Origin of the sequence: Aureimonas sp. AU20 (assembly GCF_001442755.1) — a bacterium.
GTDB lineage: Bacteria > Pseudomonadota > Alphaproteobacteria > Rhizobiales > Rhizobiaceae > Aureimonas.
Window position 1 is genome coordinate 1535756 of sequence record NZ_CP006367.1, and the last position, 15230, is coordinate 1550985.

Below are 15230 nucleotides of genomic sequence, written 5' to 3' on the forward strand. Positions count from 1 at the left end.
CCGGGTTTGGCTGGTGGTTTCGATAGCGCGATGCCACCTGCGGTTCCAGCCGGACGCGAAACGGCCGCGACGGAGATGCCGTCGCGGCCGTTTCGAGTGGCGCATTCGAGGAGGATCAGCCGCCCGGCGCGCTGGCCTCGGTCCGTCCCCCACCGACAAGGCCGACGAGCCTGGACAGGAGCGGCCAGAAGAGCAGCAGCATGGCGAGGCCCATCAGCGTCGCCACCAGCGGGTTCGACCAGAAGATCGAGATCGAGCCGCCGGAATAGAGCATGGACTGGCGGAAGGCGTCCTCGGCCTTGTCGCCCAGCACCATGGCGAGCACCAGCGGCGCGATGGGATAGTCCAGCCGCTTGAAGACATAGCCCATGACGCCGAAGGCGACCGCCATCATCACGTCGAACTCGGCATTGGCCACGGTGTAGGCGCCGATCAGGCAGACCACGATGATGATCGGGCCGATGATGCCGAAGGGAATGCGCAGGATCGAGGCGAAGAGCGGCACGGTGGCGAGCACCAGCACCACGGCGATGATGTTGGAGAGATACATGGAGGCGATGAGACCCCAGACGAAGTCCGGCTGCTCGGTGAAGAGGAGGGGGCCGGGCTGGAGGCCCCAGATCATCAGGCCACCCATCATGACGGCGGCGGTGGCCGAGCCCGGCACGCCGAGCGCCAGCATGGGCAGGAGCGCCGAGGTGCCGGCCGAATGGTCGGCGACTTCCGGCGCGATGACGCCTTCCGGCTCGCCCTTGCCGAAATTGGAGCCGTATTTGCCGAAGCGGCGGCCGAGCCCGTAGCTCATGAAGGAGGCGGCCGTCGGCCCGCCCGGCGTGATGCCCATCCACACGCCGACCGCCGCCGAGCGCAGGAAAGTCACCCAGTAGTGGGGCAGGCGCGCGAGCGCCCGGAAGATCTCGCGGATTTCGATGCGCGAGGAGACGCCCTTGAACTTCAGCTCCTCCTGAACGGTGAGAAGAAGCTCGCCGATGCCGAACAGGCCGATCACGGCGACCAGGAAGGAAATGCCGCGCAGAAGATCGGTGAAGCCGAAGGTGAGGCGCAGCTCGCCCGACACCGTGTCCATGCCCACCGTCGCGAAGGCGAGTCCCGCCAGGAGCGACACGGCGGTCTTCATGGGATCGGCGCCGCCGAGCCCGATGAAGGAGCAGAAGGCCAGGAGATAGATCGCGAAGAATTCCGGTGAGGAGAACCGCAGCGCGAAGGAGGCGATCCAGCCGGCGAGAACCGTGATGACGAGCACGCCCACCAGCGCGCCGATGCCGGCCGAGAAGAAGGCGGTGGCGAGCGCTTCCGTCGCGCGGCCCTGCTTGGCCATGGGATAGCCGTCGAAGGTCGTGGCGACGGAGGAGGGCTCGCCCGGAATGTTGAACAGGATCGAGGTGGTCGATCCGCCGAACAGCGCGCCCCAATACATGGAGGAGAGAAGGATGATCGCCGACACCGGGTCCATGGTGAAGGTCAGCGGCAGGAGCAGCGTCACCCCGTTCGGCGCGCCGAGGCCCGGCAGAACGCCGACCAGAATGCCGAGCAGCACGCCCATGACGATAAGCGCGACATGGTAGAAGGACAGGGCGACGGAGAAGCCGTGCAGGAGATTGGCGAAGTCGGCCATCGTGTGTCTCCTAGAGCATTTCCAGGCAAGGCGGACACGCCTTGCCGTCGGATAATGCGGTGAAATCAGAAGCCTTGAGCATTTCGGATGTCATCGGAAAGGCTCAGTGGATGCCGAGAAGCGGCATCAGCACGCCCTTGGCGAGCGGGACCTGAAACCAGAACTCGAACAGGACGAAGAAGGCCCCCATCGTGCAGACCGCGATGGCGAGCGCCTTGAGGAGGCTCGACTTGTTGAGCGTGACGATGGAGAAGACGAGAAACAGGCCGCAGGCGAAGTAGACGCCGAGCCAGGGAATAAGCGCGGCCGAGACCGCCGTCGGCACGAAGACCGAGGCGATGCGCCCGAGCGCGCCGTCTTCAAGAAACCGCTCGTCCAGCCCGTTTGCCGGATGCATCGCCGCCGGGCCGGCGACCTCCGCTTCCGCCGCCGGGCGCACGCGCCGACGCCCGGTCAGCCCGTAGCGCAGCGCGATTGCCAATCCGAGAAGCAGCACGAGAATGCCGATGCGGAAGGGAAAATAGCCGGCTGCCGGGCCGAAATCGGTCCAGCCGATGCCGTTCTCCCGTGCGCCATAGGCCGTAACCGCCCCGACCAGGGCAAGCGCCAGACCCGTGACCACTTCGACATGACGCCGAGTCACCATGATGTCCTCCGGGTGGAAGCGTGGAAAAAGGCGGCCCGGCGGGCCGCCTCGGGGAGCCTGGGGTTACTTCACCAGCCAGCCGTCGGCCTCGAACTGCTTGCGCGAGGTCTCGGCATTGTCGGCGATGTAGCTCTTGAACTCCTCGCCCGCGAGGAAGCGCGGGGTCTGCGAGGTCGTCTTCAGATAGGCCTGGAACTCCGGCGTCTCGGAGGCCTTGCGCAGCATGTCGGTGTAGTAGGCGACGGCCTCGGCCGGCACGTCCGCCGGGGCGAAGACGGTGCGCGGCATCTGGTAGCTCTCGATCGGCAACCCCTGCTCCTTGCAGGTGGGGATGTCGTTCCAGGACTGGGTCTCGGTCACCTTGTCCTTGTAGGCCATGCGCTGGGGCGCGACGACGCAAAGCGCCTTGGCCTGTCCCGCGCGCCACTGGCCGACATTTTCGGCCGGGTTGTTGGTGTTGGCGTCGATATGGTTGCCGGCAAGTTGCACGGCCGCTTCCGAACCCGACTTGAAGGGAATGTAGAGGAACTTCGCGCCGGTCGCCGCCTCGATCTGGCGCAGCAGCGTCTGGTCCACGTCCTTGGACTGCGAGCCACCGAACTTGATCGCGCCGGGCTTTTCCTTGCCGGCGTTCACGAGGTCCATGATCGTGTTGTAGGGGCTGTCGGCTTGCACCCAGACGATGAACTCGTCCACCGCGAGCGTCGCCACCGGCGTCAGACTGTCGGGCTTGTAGCCGATCTTGGTGACAAGCGGCAGCTGCCACTCGTTGGAGGTGCCGAAGATCAGCTTGTGCGCGTCGCCGGCCGAGCCGGTGCCGTAGATGAAGGCCTCCGCGCCCGAGCCGCCGCCCTTGTTGGCGACCACGACGTTCTCCGGCGCCAGATCGTTCTTGGCGATCGCGGCCTGAAGCTGGCGGGCGAACTGGTCCGTGCCGCCGCCCGCGCCGCCGGCCGCGACGAATTCGATCGGCTTCGTCGGCGCCCATTGGGCCGAGGCCGGCGCACTGGCGAAGGCGGCGGCAATGGCGACGAGGCTGGTCAGGGCTAGTGTCTTCATGTCGGTTCCTCCCGGTTGGTCTGGTCGGGGCGCGTCCTGCGCCCCCTGATGGGTCCTCGCCGCCCCTGGGCTCTCCTCAGCCCGGGGGCGGCGTGTTCTAGGGATGCGTCAGGCGGGCAGGGGCTCCGCCGTCTCGGCGGCGGCGAGAACCTCCGAGACCGTTCGCGCGACAAGCGCGAGCGAGACGGCGCCGGCGTCGGGATGGCCGAGGCTTTTGGCCGCCAGCGGCCGGGCGCGGCCAAGACGCGGCGTCAGATCCCGGGTCTCCTGTGCCGCCACCGTCGCGGCCTCGGCGGCGGCGGCCCAGGCCGAGCGTAGATCGCGGCCGGCGGCGACTTCGCGCTCCAGCGTCTCGGCAAAGGGCACCAGCGCGTCGACCAGCGTCTTGTCGCCCGGCCGGGCGCGGCCGAGCGTGGTGACGGCTTCGAGCCCGGCTTTCGCGCCCGCCGCCACGCGGGGCGCGTCCGGCGCTTCGCCGTCGCCCAGCGCGGTGCCGAAGGCGCGCAGGAACAGGCCCCAGATGGCGCCCGACGTGCCGCCCGCCGTGTCGGCCCAGCGGTCCCCGGCATGGGCGAGAAGCGAGCCCGCGCCGGCGCCGGCGTCAAGCGCCTTGCGCCCGCCCTCCGCCGCTGAGGCGGAGCCGCGCCGCATGCCCTGGCCATGGTCGCCGTCGCCGGCAATGGCGTCGATGCGACCGAGTTCCTCCTCGGCCTTGGCCAGGACCTTCGCGATGGCTTCCAGCGCCGACTGGACGCGGGCCGCGCTTCGGTGCGAAGCCTCGGAGGCTGCGGTGAAGCGCAAGGTTTCTGCCTGGCTCTCGATGGGCTTCTCGGCCCGCTCGCGCGGCGTCCCATGGCCGCGCCGGAAGGCGGCGGTCTCAGCAGGCGCCAGCCAGAGCGGCTCCAGCTCGGCGTCGAGCCAGGTCAGCGTCAGCGAGCAGCCGGCCATGTCGAGGCTGGTGACGAACTCGCCGACCTCCGGCGCGACGAGCTCGAGGCCGCTCGCGCGCAGGCGCTCGGCGACATGGGTCCAGAGAACGAAGAGCTCTTCGTATTTGGTGGAGCCGAGCCCGTTCAGGATCGCGGCGACGCGGCCGTTGGCGCCCTCCGGGCGCTCGGCCAGCAGCGGCTCGACCAGCAGCCCGGCCAGCTCGGCGGCGACCATGCGCGGCTCGTCGCGAATGCTCGGCTCGCCATGGATGCCGAGGCCGATCGCGACCTGCGACGGATCGACGGAAAAGAGCGGGCCGTCCGCGCCCGGCAGCGTGCAGCCGGAATAGGCGATGCCGAGCGAAACGGTGCGCGCGTTGGCGAGCCGCGCCAGGCGCTCCACCTCGTCCAGCGACAGGCCGGCCTCGGCCGCCGCGCCCGCAATCTTGAACACCGGCACGTCGCCCGCGACGCCCCGGCGCTTGGGTTTCTCGTCGGCGCCCGCGCTCGCGACATCGTCGGTGACGGCGAGCACGCGCACGTCGATCCCTTCGCCGCGCAGCCGCTCCGCCGCCGCGCCGAAGTTCAGGACGTCGCCGGCATAGTTGCCGAAGCCGAGCAGGATGCCACCGCCGCGATGGGCCTGCCGGCAGAGCCGCGCGACGCTTTCCGTCGAGGGCGAGGCGAAGACGTCGCCCGCCACGGCCGCGTCGGCCAAGCCCGCGCCGACATAGCCGAGAAAGGCGGGATAGTGGCCCGAGCCGCCGCCGATCACCAGGGCGACCTTGCCCTCAGGCGTCACGGTGGCCCGCAGCGCGCCGCCGCGCGTGGCGTGGACGAGATGACTGTAAACGTCGCAGAAGCCGGCAAGGGCGCTGGCGGCGAAGCGCTCCGGCGCGTCGAAGATCGACGTCATGCTTGAACTCCGGGTCTTGGCAGGATTTTCCTGAGATAGTCGCGATTGGCGGCGCTGACGCTGAGGCCGTCGCCGCCGTAATGCTCGACCAGGAAGGGCGACCGGAAGCCGTGGGCCAGCGCCATGCGGATGGCCGCGCGGTAGTTGATCGTCCCGAATTCCAGCGGGGCGGGCGCGGTCATGACGAGGCCGCTCGAGGCGTCCTCCATTCGTGTGTAGTTCTTGATGTGCCAATAGCCGCAAAAGGGCGCGAGCTTTTCCATCATCGCCTGCCAAGGCTCGACCTCGCGATGGAGGCGGACGAGATTGCCGAGATCGGCATTGATCTTCACGTTGGGCAGGTCGATTTCGGTGACGAGGCGAACCGCGCCGTCGGCCGTGCCCAGCAGCGTGTCCTCGTACATTTCCAGCGCGACTTCGAGGCCGAGGTCGCCCGCGTGCCGGCCGAGATCGCGCACCCGCTCCACGGCGAGGCGGAAGGTCTCGGGATCATCGGGGTTCTTCACGCCGTCGACGGTCCAGAACCACAGCGCCTTGCGCTGCGCGTCTGTCAGGGGCGAAAAGAAGCCGAAGGACACGGCCGCCGCGCCGATCCGGGCCGCCGTGTCGAGAACGCGGTGGCCATAGGCGACATGCGCCTCCCCGTGCTTGGGGTCGATCAGGTTGCGCCGCGCGGTGGAAATGCCGGGAATGGTCAGCCCATGGGCGCCGACCACGCTCATGAACTCGTCCAGCCGCGAGGGCTCCAGATCGGCGACGCGCAGCCAGCTGTCGGTCGGGTCGAACTCGCTGAAGCCGGCGTCCGCGACGTCGGCCAGCGTCTCGAACCAGTCCTCGGCGGACTGGTCCTGCGTGGAGCGCCCGTCCAGCAGCAGGGCTGGATATTGGATCATCGCCGCGGCGATGGGCCAGTTGGTGCGATCGAGTTTCGGTTCGTCTGTATGGGACATGCGCTTCCTCGCCGCGCGTGACCGGATGGGCGGCCCGGCCTATTCGGCCGCCACCGCCCGCGCACGCTGCTGGTTGGCCATGCGCACGGCGAGCCGGAAGGCCTCGCGCGTCGCGCCGATATCGGCGACGCCCTTGCCGGCGATGTCGTAGGCCGTGCCGTGGGCTGGGGTGCAGAGCGGGAAGGGCAGGCCGCCCATCATGGTGACGCCCTTGTCGAAGCCCATGAGCTTCATCGCGATCTGGCCCTGGTCGTGATACATGGTGAGGACCGCGTGCCAGCCCTCCTTGAGGGCGCGAAGGAACACCGTGTCGGCCGGGAACGGGCCGTCCACTTCGTAGCCCAGGTCCTTGGCCGCCTGCACGGCCGGCTCGATGATCTCGATCTCCTCGGTGCCGAAGGCGCCGCCGTCGCCGGCATGCGGGTTCAGGCCGTTGATCGCGATGCGCGGGCGCTCGATACCGGACTGCTTCAGGCAGTCATGCGTCAGCTTCACCTCGGCTAGGATCGCGTCCACCGAGAGATGCGCCGACACGTCCTTCAAGGGGATGTGCGAGGTGACGCGGGCGTTCCAGACCTTTTCCAGAACGTTGAACTCGCGGACCTTGCCGCGAAAGCCGGTGACATCCACCACGAAGCGGATTTCGTCGTCATAGCCGGGATAGGCCAGCCGCATCGCCTGCTTGTTGAAGGGGGTGAAGCACACCGCATCCGCCTCGCCGCGGTGGGCCATTTCCAGGGCCGAGCGAAAATTGCGCGTGGCGAAAAGGCCCCCTGGCAGCGTCGCCTGACCGCGCTCGACCTCCTCGACCGAGAGATGGCCGAGATCCACCAGCACGTGCCGCGCGCCGGGCGCGATCTCCGCCTCGCTAGCCACGACGTCGAGATCCAGCGTCACCCCGGCCTCGATGGCGCCGCGCTCCAGGATGCGCCGGTCGCCGAAGGTGACGATGCGCGCGTCGTCCTTCGCCTCCGGCAGCGTCAGGAGCATGGCGGTCAGTTCCGGGCTGATGCCGGCGGGATCACCCATCGCAAGCGCGATCACGGGCCGGCTCGAAGGGTTGGTTGCGTTCGCCATGATAGCTCCTCCCAGGAAACTCGTCAGCAGGCATAACGATCTTGCATTCCGTCATCAAGCCTTTTGTATTCTGCATACAGCATTTTAAATTGACGCCTTCCCGCCCGCGTGATGAATGTCACGCGCGCCGATGTCCCATCGGGCGCACAGGGCAGGAGCATTCGATGAGCGAGACGATCGGGACGGCCCGTCCGGCGGACCAAGCTGCGGAGCCTGCGGGAGCCGGGCGCATCGCGCGCACCTCGCTGCACGACACGATCGTCAACCGCCTGCGCGATATGATCATCGAAGGCGCGCTGGAACCGGGCACGCGCCTGCACGAAGGTCAGCTCGGCGAGCAGCTCGGCATCTCGCGCACGCCGCTTCGCGAGGCCATCAAATATCTCGCCAGCGAAGGTCTGGTCGAACTCGTGCCCAGCCGGGGTGCGGTGGTGCGCCGCTTCGGCCGCAAGGACGTGCAGGACATGATGCTCGTCATCCGCACGCTGGAGGACCTGGCCGGGCGGCTTGCCTGCGCGGCGGCGAGCGACGGCGCCATCGCGGCGGTGCGGCGCGTCCATGACGAGATGATCGCGCGCTACGAGGCGGGAGACCGGCTGGCCTATTACAAGCTCAACCAGCAGATCCATTCCATGATCGTGGATCTCGCCGACAACCAGTCGCTGGCGCAGGTGCATTCCGGCCTGCAGATGCGTTTGAAGCGTGTGCGCTTCATCGGCCACGAGGGGCCTGAGCGCTGGGCGGCGGCGGTGGCCGAACATGGCGAGATGATCGAGGCCCTGGAGGCGCGAGACGCCGACCGCTTGGCCGAAGTTCTCACACGCCATCTGACCAAGGCCTGGGAGCGGGTGCAGGAAATGCTTTGAACAGGCGCTGCGGCCGGTTTCGCATGGGTGCGCCGGGGGCCCGCTTGCAGCGCCTAACAAAACCTCGTTGGGTCGGCTGGTCGGGTCATTCCGCCATGGACTTCGTGGCGAATGCTTGGTCCTGCCGCCAGCATCACTTAAGCTTCGCTCCTTGCACCCGCCGAAAACCCTCGCCCATCCGCCGGCCAGAGGTTTCGTTAGGCATTCTTGAAGAGTGTTTGACGACTCGGTCGAGTCGGTCCGTCGGCGCTTCTCCACCGCCCGTCGTTACCAATCTTCGCCCGAAGGGCGGGTCGTTCTCGTCTATGTGCCTGAGCAGCGCTCGCACTGAACGATCCTCGCCCATGTCCCCGATAGAAATTCGAAGTGCTTTGGTCGCGCAATCGGTTCTCGAGGCGAATGTCTGCCGCCGACCTTCGCTAGGCGCTTTCCATCTCCGACAAATCCTCTGTTTCTTCCGCGTAGCGGTTCGTCGGTAGTTCCATGTCGCTGGCGATCTCTATCCCGCCGCATCGCGATCGGCGGTTCCCGACCTCCGCAAAATCGCCAATCGACCCGGCGTCCTTGGCCTCCCGGCTCTTTTGAAGTTTTCTCGGAAAGCGCAGCCCAGCCTTTTTCCTCCGCCGCCAGCGCTATCCCGTCACTCACGCCGCCGAAATCGCTGGCCCGTTCTCTCCGAACGCCTTGCCTCCAACCTACAATCCGTCACCTTCTTCAGCAGCGATTGGGGCAGAGGGGAACGCGCGTGAAGAAGCTGATCAACGATCCGAAGGCGATCGTGCCGGAAATGCTGGAAGGGTCGGTGTCTCTCGCGCCGGGTCAGGCCCTGCTGGCCGGCGAGACGGTGGTGTTGCGCCATCCCTTGGCCGAGCCGAATGCGCGCGGTGTCGCCGTCCTGTCTGGCGGCGGCAGTGGACACGAGCCCGCCCATGCCGGCTATGTCGGCGAGGGCATGCTGACCGGCGCGATCGCCGGCGACATCTTCACCTCACCCTCCACCGACGCCGTGCTCGCCGGGCTGGAGGCCGCGACGGGCGCGGCTGGCGCGCTGCTCATCGTCAAGAACTACACGGGCGACAGGCTGAACTTCGGCCTCGCGGCGGAGATCTTGCGCGGCCGGGGCGGTCGGGTCGAGACGGTCGTTGTGGCCGACGACGTCGCCTTGCGCGGCACCGTGCCCAAAGAGCGCCGGCGCGGCATCGCTGGCACCGTCCTGATCCACAAGATCGCGGGCGCCGCGGCCGAGCGCGGCGACGATCTCGAAACGGTTGCAGCCCTCGCCAATGAAGCCGCCGCCGATCTCGGCTCCATGGGGCTGGCACTGGAATCCTGCACCGTTCCCGCCGCCGGCAAGGCCGGCTTCACGCTGGGCGAGGACGAGATCGAGCTTGGTCTTGGCATTCACGGCGAGCCGGGTGTGCGCCGTGCACCCCTGCAGCCAGTGCGCGCGCTGGTGGAAACGCTCCTCGCCGCCATCATCGACGATCTCGGCCTGACCAAGGGCGAGCGCTGCGTGCTGCTGGTCAATGGCCTGGGCGGCACTCCGCCGATGGAACTCGACATCGTTGCGGGCGAAGCGCTGCGCCAGTTGGCGGCGCGAGGCCTCCAAGTCGAGCGCGCCTGGTGCGGCACGCTTCTGTCGGCGCTCGACATGCGCGGCTGCTCGCTTTCGCTCCTGCGGGTCGATGACGCGCGTCTGGCGTTGCTCGACGCGCCGACGCGCGCGCCTGCCTGGCCGGGCGGCGGCCACCTCAACCCGACCATCCACCTTCCCTCCGCCCCGTCCACGGCGGTGCCCACGGAAGCCTCGGGCCGCGCCGCGCCGCAACCGGGAATGGAGGCGATGCGCCGGGCCATCCTGGCGGCAGCTGCCGCCATCGAACAGGCCGAAGGCGAACTCACCGATCTCGACGCCCGCGCGGGCGATGGCGATCTCGGCGCCAGCCTGTCGCGCGGCGCGGAAGCCCTTCGGGCCTTGCCGGACAGCGTCTGGACCAGCCCGGACCGCGCCCTGACAGCCATGGCCGAAGCGCTGCGCCGGGCGATCGCCGGAAGCTCCGGCCCCTTCTATGCCACGGCATTGATGCGCGCCGCGCGCCATCTACAGACCCATCCCGCCAACCCGCGCGAAGCGGCCCCAGCCTTCGCGGCCGCCGCGCGTGCCATCGGCGAGCTCGGCGGCGCTGGCGAGGGCGACCGCACCATGCTGGACGCTCTCCTGCCGGCCGCCCGCGCCCTGAAAGCCGCCACCGAGCGCGGCGAGACGCCTGCCATCGCATGGGCCGAGGCAGCGAAGGCGGCGGCTTCCGGCGCCGAGGCGACACAGACCATGGCCCCGCGCCTCGGCCGCGCCAGCTATCTCGGCGCCCGTGCCCTCGGCATACCGGACGGCGGCGCGGTCGCGATCTCGATCTGGCTGAAGGCCATCGCCGGCGCGCTGTAGGGGGGGCGCATTCGCAGTCGGAGGGTGAGGTAGGGGCGAGTCCTATGGCGCTCGCCCCTACCTCGCCAATCCGGCTCGATCATTTCCGACTCGCGATCGATAATATCCTGCGTCCCGCCGAGCAGAGCCCGAAGCGAGTTCTCCGTCTTGCGTCTTACTGCGAGCTGGGATCAGGCGTGACAGTCAGCAACGCGACAGACCGAACCCTCGCGTGCGCCACGCAGTTTATAATTCGAGAGTCGGTCGGTTTCTCAAACGAGGGGAAGACAAGGTAGTGCCAGCTCGCTCGTCCCTGGAAAGTGTTGCTCGCCGGCTTCGATTCTAACGCCCGCTTAGCATCCGCTGCTTCAAAGGCGCAGAATGACACTGACCAATGCCGGACTCGCAAAGGTAGCGAGGCAGCAAAAACTTAAGCTTGCAGCGAAGTTCAATAAGCCTGTTTTCAGGAAGATAAATGGTGCCCAAGGGCGGAATCGAACCACCGACACTGCGATTTTCAGTCGCATGCTCTACCAACTGAGCTACTTGGGCAAGCAGTTTCGCTTCGTTCGAAGCATCGCTGCGTTGGTGAGGGCCTTATAGGTGGCGCGAAAAATCCTGTCTAGCCTTTTTGCATGTCGGCGAGATGAAAAAGATCCGACGATCCGGCTTGCCAACCCGGGAACCATATGGCAAACAGCCGCCATCGAAGCGCTGCGGTAGCTCAGTGGTAGAGCACTCCATTGGTAATGGAGAGGTCGAGAGTTCAATCCTCTCTCGCAGCACCAGATATCTCAATCCCTTCAAACGATTATCTATGGGTTTGGTGCTGGCGTTTGCTTGGTGGTTTACGCTTCGTGCTCGTAGGATGTCGTATGGTCTCCGGGTCGGATTCGTCCCGGTGGCGGTTTTTTGCTGCACTTGCGAAGGCTGATGGCTGAGACGATTGTCTGCTTCGCCTGTCTCCGCGGTCTCTGCCGCTAAGACCTCTCTTCCCTCTCGATTCCAGGCTGGCATCGACTGCTTCACCGTCGCATCAGCGTCGGCGCGCGTTCGCTGTTCTTCGCGGAATTTAGGTCGCGGCCAATAAACACATTTTCGCGGCTAAAAATTCAGCTGGCTCGGAACGTGCTTTCGGTAATCGTTCGTTGAGCGAATTAAATCAATCCTCCCGCGATAGCTGATGTTCGGGAGGGCAGTGCATGCGCTGGACGATTAAGACCAAGCTGGGCGTATCGTTCTCGGCTGTCCTTTTGATGATGGCTGGAACCGGCTATGTCGGCATCAATAGCCTCTCGCTCACCAACGCGATGATGACTGGATTTGCCAGTGGCCCCTATGTCCAGACGGAGCGCGCCGGGGGCATACAGGCTGTTGTCACCGATATTCAACGCGCGACGCTGAGATTGATATTGGCGCCCGACACCGACGCGAAAGCCATGGCCAAGCAGGATCTCGCCAATGACTGGCAGATGCTGGACGAAGATTTGACGAAGCTTCTGGGCGCGATGTCTCCCGCCGACCAAGCGTCGAATACCGATCTTCGAGCACTGACCGACAAGGTCCGGGCGGCCGCCAACGAGACCGCCTCGGTCGCCGAATTCGCGGAGCCGACGGCCGGCAACAGGGCGATGAACGAGACCAAGCCTTTGTCCGACGCATTTCTGGCAAGCTCGGCCGAACTCAAGAAGGCCGTTCTTCAGTCCGACGACAAAGCAGCCCTGGCGGCGCTCAGTCTTCTTTCGGACATCCAGGTTGAGGTGCTTCGCAGCCGAACCTCGGCGATCGCGGCCGTGGTGCGGACCGACCCGGCCCAGCTTCAGCGCATCAAGAAGGATCTGACGGCCGTCTACGCGAATGTTGACCAGCTTTTCACAGCGCTGCTGGCAGTGCCGGCGGGTGCCGGGCATCAGGAGCTCGTCGCCAAGACCAAGGCCTCCTGGACGGACCTTCGGACTGCGGAGGAGTCGATCGTCGAGTTCGGTCTGAACAACCATTTCGGCCGCGCACTCCAACTCAACAACGAGACGCTGACGCCGCTCGCCGAAGCGCTTGACGACCGCGCCGACAAGCTGACGGAGCGAAGCGCCGCCGTTGCGACCGCCTATCTCGATGAAGCGCAGGACAACTACCTCGCGACGCGGAACATCCTCATCGCGTTTCTGGGTGCGGCTCTTGCGATCGGGGCGGGGGCCGCGATCTGGCTTGCGGCCTCGATCGGCCGTGGGCTTCGAAAAGCCGTTCGTCTCTCCAACGATATCGGCACGGGCGATGTTTCGCAGCAGGTCGAGGTGCGTGGGAGCGACGAGGTCGCCGAACTTCTCGTCTCGATGAATGCGATGAGCGCCCAGCTTTCCGCCATTGCCACCGATGTCACGGGGTCGGCTGCGCAGGTGGCGAGCGGGTCCACGCAATCGGCCGCGACGGCCGAGGCGCTTTCGTCCGGCTCGACGGAGCAGGCCGCCGCCTCCGAGCAGGCGTCCGCCGCAGTGGAGCAGATGACGGCGAACGTGCGACAAAACTCCGACAACGCCACGCAGACCGAGAAGATTGCCGCCCAGGCTTCGCATCATGCCGAGAGAAGCGGAGTGGCCGTCGCGAGCGCCGTCGACGCCATGCGCACCATCGCGGAGAAGATCGCCGTCGTGCAGGAGATTGCGCGCCAGACCGACCTGCTGGCGCTGAACGCCGCCATCGAGGCGGCCCGCGCCGGTAGCCACGGCAAGGGCTTCGCGGTGGTCGCCTCTGAGGTTCGAAAGCTCGCCGAACGCTCGCAGTCGGCCGCGCAGGAGATCGGGCAGTTGTCGGCGCAGACGCTGGTCACCTCCGAGGAGGCTGGGCGGATGCTCGATGCGCTGGTGCCGGACATCCGGAAGACTGCCGAGCTCGTGTCCGAAATTTCGGCCGCCTGCCGCGAACAGTCGGTCGGTATCGAGCAGATCAACCAAGCCATCCAGCAGCTCGATCAGGTGACGCAGAGCAACGCCGGATCGGCCAATGAAATGTCGGCGACGGCCAACCAATTGTCGGCCGAAGCGCGACGTCTGGAGGAGCGGGCCAGCTTCTTCACGCTGGCGCAGGCTCTCAAGCCTGCGGCCACTGCGGCAGCGAGCGAGACGACCGGCCAAGATCTGCAGGCGAAGGTTCGGCGGTTGGAGGTGGCCAACAGCGCCCGGCCGACAGGCCGGACGTCGTCGGCCGGTCCTGCGTCCGACGGCTTCGATCTGAATCTGGACGGGTTCGAGAAGTTGAGCGCCTGATTATTGCCGCAGGCCGGAGGGCGGCGGAGGTGTCTCGAAGACACCATCGCAGCCTCCGCGAGGAGGGATCAAGCCCTTCCGGCCTAGACAGAGCTGGCTGCCGGAACGGCGCCATAGGAGATGAAGCACCAAGCTTTGGCGAGGTCCTGCTCTATCTCGGCATGGAAATCATCTGTTCCGACATCGTCGATGAGCGGATGGGCAAAGGTCGGAAGGGGAAAAGTCGCTCGGTGAGGGACGGCGGCGGTCGCTTCTGTCTCCAAACCGCCCGTAACCCCAAAACCCCCTTCGAGCGATGGGCTTGAAGGGGGCCGAATGGGAGCGGGCCCCTGGTGCCTCGCGACAGCCCGCGTCCGGGGTGCGCTACATCGCGTGGGCGAGCTTCAGGAACGCCTCTTTTTCATCGCCCTCAGTGGGGTCGGTTTCGACCTCGGAAGACGATGGGCTGCGCATCACCAGCGGGGAACCGACTTCGTCTTCGTCCCGTGACGTGTCCGCGAATGCGTTCTGCGAGGTGAGAGTGTCCATGGTCTATCTCCTTCTCTCTTCGATAGCATTGCCGTCGTGGTTGTTCGGACTAACAGGCTCCGTTCGTTGCGGTCGCATGGATCCCGCGACCTGACCGGGAGGGTGACACGATCACGGGATGTTTGGCAATGACGCAATGTGTTGATGAAAGTTGCACGCAAGGCGGGCGACCGAATGGAGATCAGCGCATCCTGCAATCGATAGTTATGATGGCACCCCAAGATGGTCCGAGTAGCCAGGCGCGCGAAGCCAGTCGCGAAGCCCGGTCAGGCGTCGTTCTTGGGCTCCAGACGCGCAGCGATCTGATAGCCGGTTTCCAGAAGAGTCGCGTCGATCAGCGCTCGCAGCAGGTCGTAGTCGAGCGATGCGGCGAGATCGCGCGCTTGCGTGAGATGGTCGACGAGCGATCCCTCGCGGGCTTTCCGGCTCCTGTCGGGGACGGGGCGGAGCGGAGGCGCGATGTCGGAAAGATAGCCCGAGATATAGGTCAGGCGCCCGTCCGCCGTGCGGAAGCACCGAGCGCGCGAGCGCACCCATCGCGTTCCGTGAAGGATGCTTCGGAGCCGGTAGTCGACCGTCATGGAGTTCTCGCCCGCCATCGCGGCTGCGATACCGCGCGTAAGGCCGGATCGATCGTCGGGATGTATGGCGGCCTGGAAGCGCTCGAGGGCGATGCCATGCTGGCCAAGCTCGCGGGGCACGTTGATATATTCGCAGACACGCTCGCAGGCGATCACGAGATTCGTGCTGACTTGCCAGTTCCAAATGCCGATCAGGTCGAGAAGGCCCGCGCCGTCCTTCGAGTCATCGTTCATTGAGACAACCCTTGGGCCTGTTCGGCATAAAATTCTTTTCTCGGAACGAGAACGGTCCTACGAAGCTTCCAGCGCAATGTCCACCATTCGGTGAGGTGCCGAACCATTCTCCATTCGTGCTTGGCA

Annotated in this window: 11 protein-coding genes and 2 tRNA genes; 4 read left to right on the forward strand and 9 right to left on the reverse strand. The window is 66.4% G+C overall.

The window, feature by feature from the left end; genetic code table 11:
* Positions 1-115: 115 nt before the first annotated feature.
* The 6 genes from M673_RS06745 to M673_RS06770 all read right to left on the reverse strand — a co-directional run bounded on the left by M673_RS06745 (position 116) and on the right by M673_RS06770 (position 7213).
* The gene (locus tag M673_RS06745; protein WP_061974709.1) at positions 116-1636 is read right to left on the reverse strand and encodes a tripartite tricarboxylate transporter permease; all 1521 of its coding nucleotides are present in this window, start codon (positions 1634-1636) and stop codon (positions 116-118) included.
* Between the two features lie 103 nt (positions 1637-1739).
* Entirely contained in the window at positions 1740-2282 is a 543-nt protein-coding gene (locus tag M673_RS06750; protein ID WP_061974711.1) for a tripartite tricarboxylate transporter TctB family protein, read from the reverse strand.
* 63 nt (positions 2283-2345) lie between these two features.
* Complete coding sequence (locus tag M673_RS06755) at positions 2346-3341, reverse strand: tripartite tricarboxylate transporter substrate binding protein (RefSeq protein WP_061974713.1); 996 nt, start codon at positions 3339-3341, stop codon at positions 2346-2348.
* 108 nt (positions 3342-3449) lie between these two features.
* Positions 3450-5186, reverse strand: coding sequence for a dihydroxyacetone kinase family protein (locus M673_RS06760; RefSeq protein WP_061974715.1), 1737 nt, complete (start codon positions 5184-5186; stop codon positions 3450-3452).
* Positions 5183-6136 carry a sugar phosphate isomerase/epimerase family protein gene (locus M673_RS06765; protein ID WP_061974717.1) on the reverse strand — a complete coding sequence of 318 codons (954 nt, stop codon included), beginning with the start codon at positions 6134-6136 and terminating at the stop codon, positions 5183-5185. The genes M673_RS06760 and M673_RS06765 overlap by 4 nt, the downstream gene beginning before the upstream one ends.
* A 39-nt stretch (positions 6137-6175) precedes the next feature.
* Complete coding sequence (locus tag M673_RS06770) at positions 6176-7213, reverse strand: 4-hydroxythreonine-4-phosphate dehydrogenase PdxA (protein WP_061974719.1); 1038 nt, start codon at positions 7211-7213, stop codon at positions 6176-6178.
* Between the two features lie 164 nt (positions 7214-7377).
* On the opposite strand from M673_RS06770, the gene M673_RS06775 reads away from it, so the two are divergent.
* Positions 7378-8079: a GntR family transcriptional regulator gene (locus M673_RS06775; protein WP_061974722.1), complete on the forward strand. Its 702-nt coding sequence runs from the start codon at positions 7378-7380 to the stop codon at positions 8077-8079.
* 745 nt (positions 8080-8824) lie between these two features.
* Positions 8825-10522, forward strand: coding sequence for a dihydroxyacetone kinase family protein (locus M673_RS06780; protein WP_061974724.1), 1698 nt, complete (start codon positions 8825-8827; stop codon positions 10520-10522).
* A 455-nt stretch (positions 10523-10977) separates the two neighbouring features.
* Here M673_RS06780 and M673_RS06785 read toward each other — a convergent pair.
* Positions 10978-11053: transfer RNA gene (locus M673_RS06785), tRNA-Phe, on the reverse strand.
* 161 nt (positions 11054-11214) lie between these two features.
* Between M673_RS06785 and M673_RS06790 the strand changes: the two genes are divergently transcribed.
* Positions 11215-11289 (forward strand) — tRNA-Thr (locus M673_RS06790).
* A gap of 414 nt (positions 11290-11703) precedes the next feature.
* Positions 11704-13761, forward strand: coding sequence for a HAMP domain-containing methyl-accepting chemotaxis protein (locus tag M673_RS06795; RefSeq protein WP_061974726.1), 2058 nt, complete (start codon positions 11704-11706; stop codon positions 13759-13761).
* Positions 13762-14124: 363 nt separating this feature from the next.
* Here M673_RS06795 and M673_RS24545 read toward each other — a convergent pair whose 3' ends face one another.
* Together M673_RS24545 and M673_RS06800 are read right to left on the reverse strand one after the other, a co-directional pair.
* Positions 14125-14289 carry a hypothetical protein gene (locus M673_RS24545; RefSeq protein WP_156421096.1) on the reverse strand — a complete coding sequence of 55 codons (165 nt, stop codon included), beginning with the start codon at positions 14287-14289 and terminating at the stop codon, positions 14125-14127.
* Between the two features lie 266 nt (positions 14290-14555).
* Complete coding sequence (locus tag M673_RS06800) at positions 14556-15104, reverse strand: PAS domain-containing protein (protein WP_061974728.1); 549 nt, start codon at positions 15102-15104, stop codon at positions 14556-14558.
* Positions 15105-15230 lie beyond the last annotated feature (126 nt).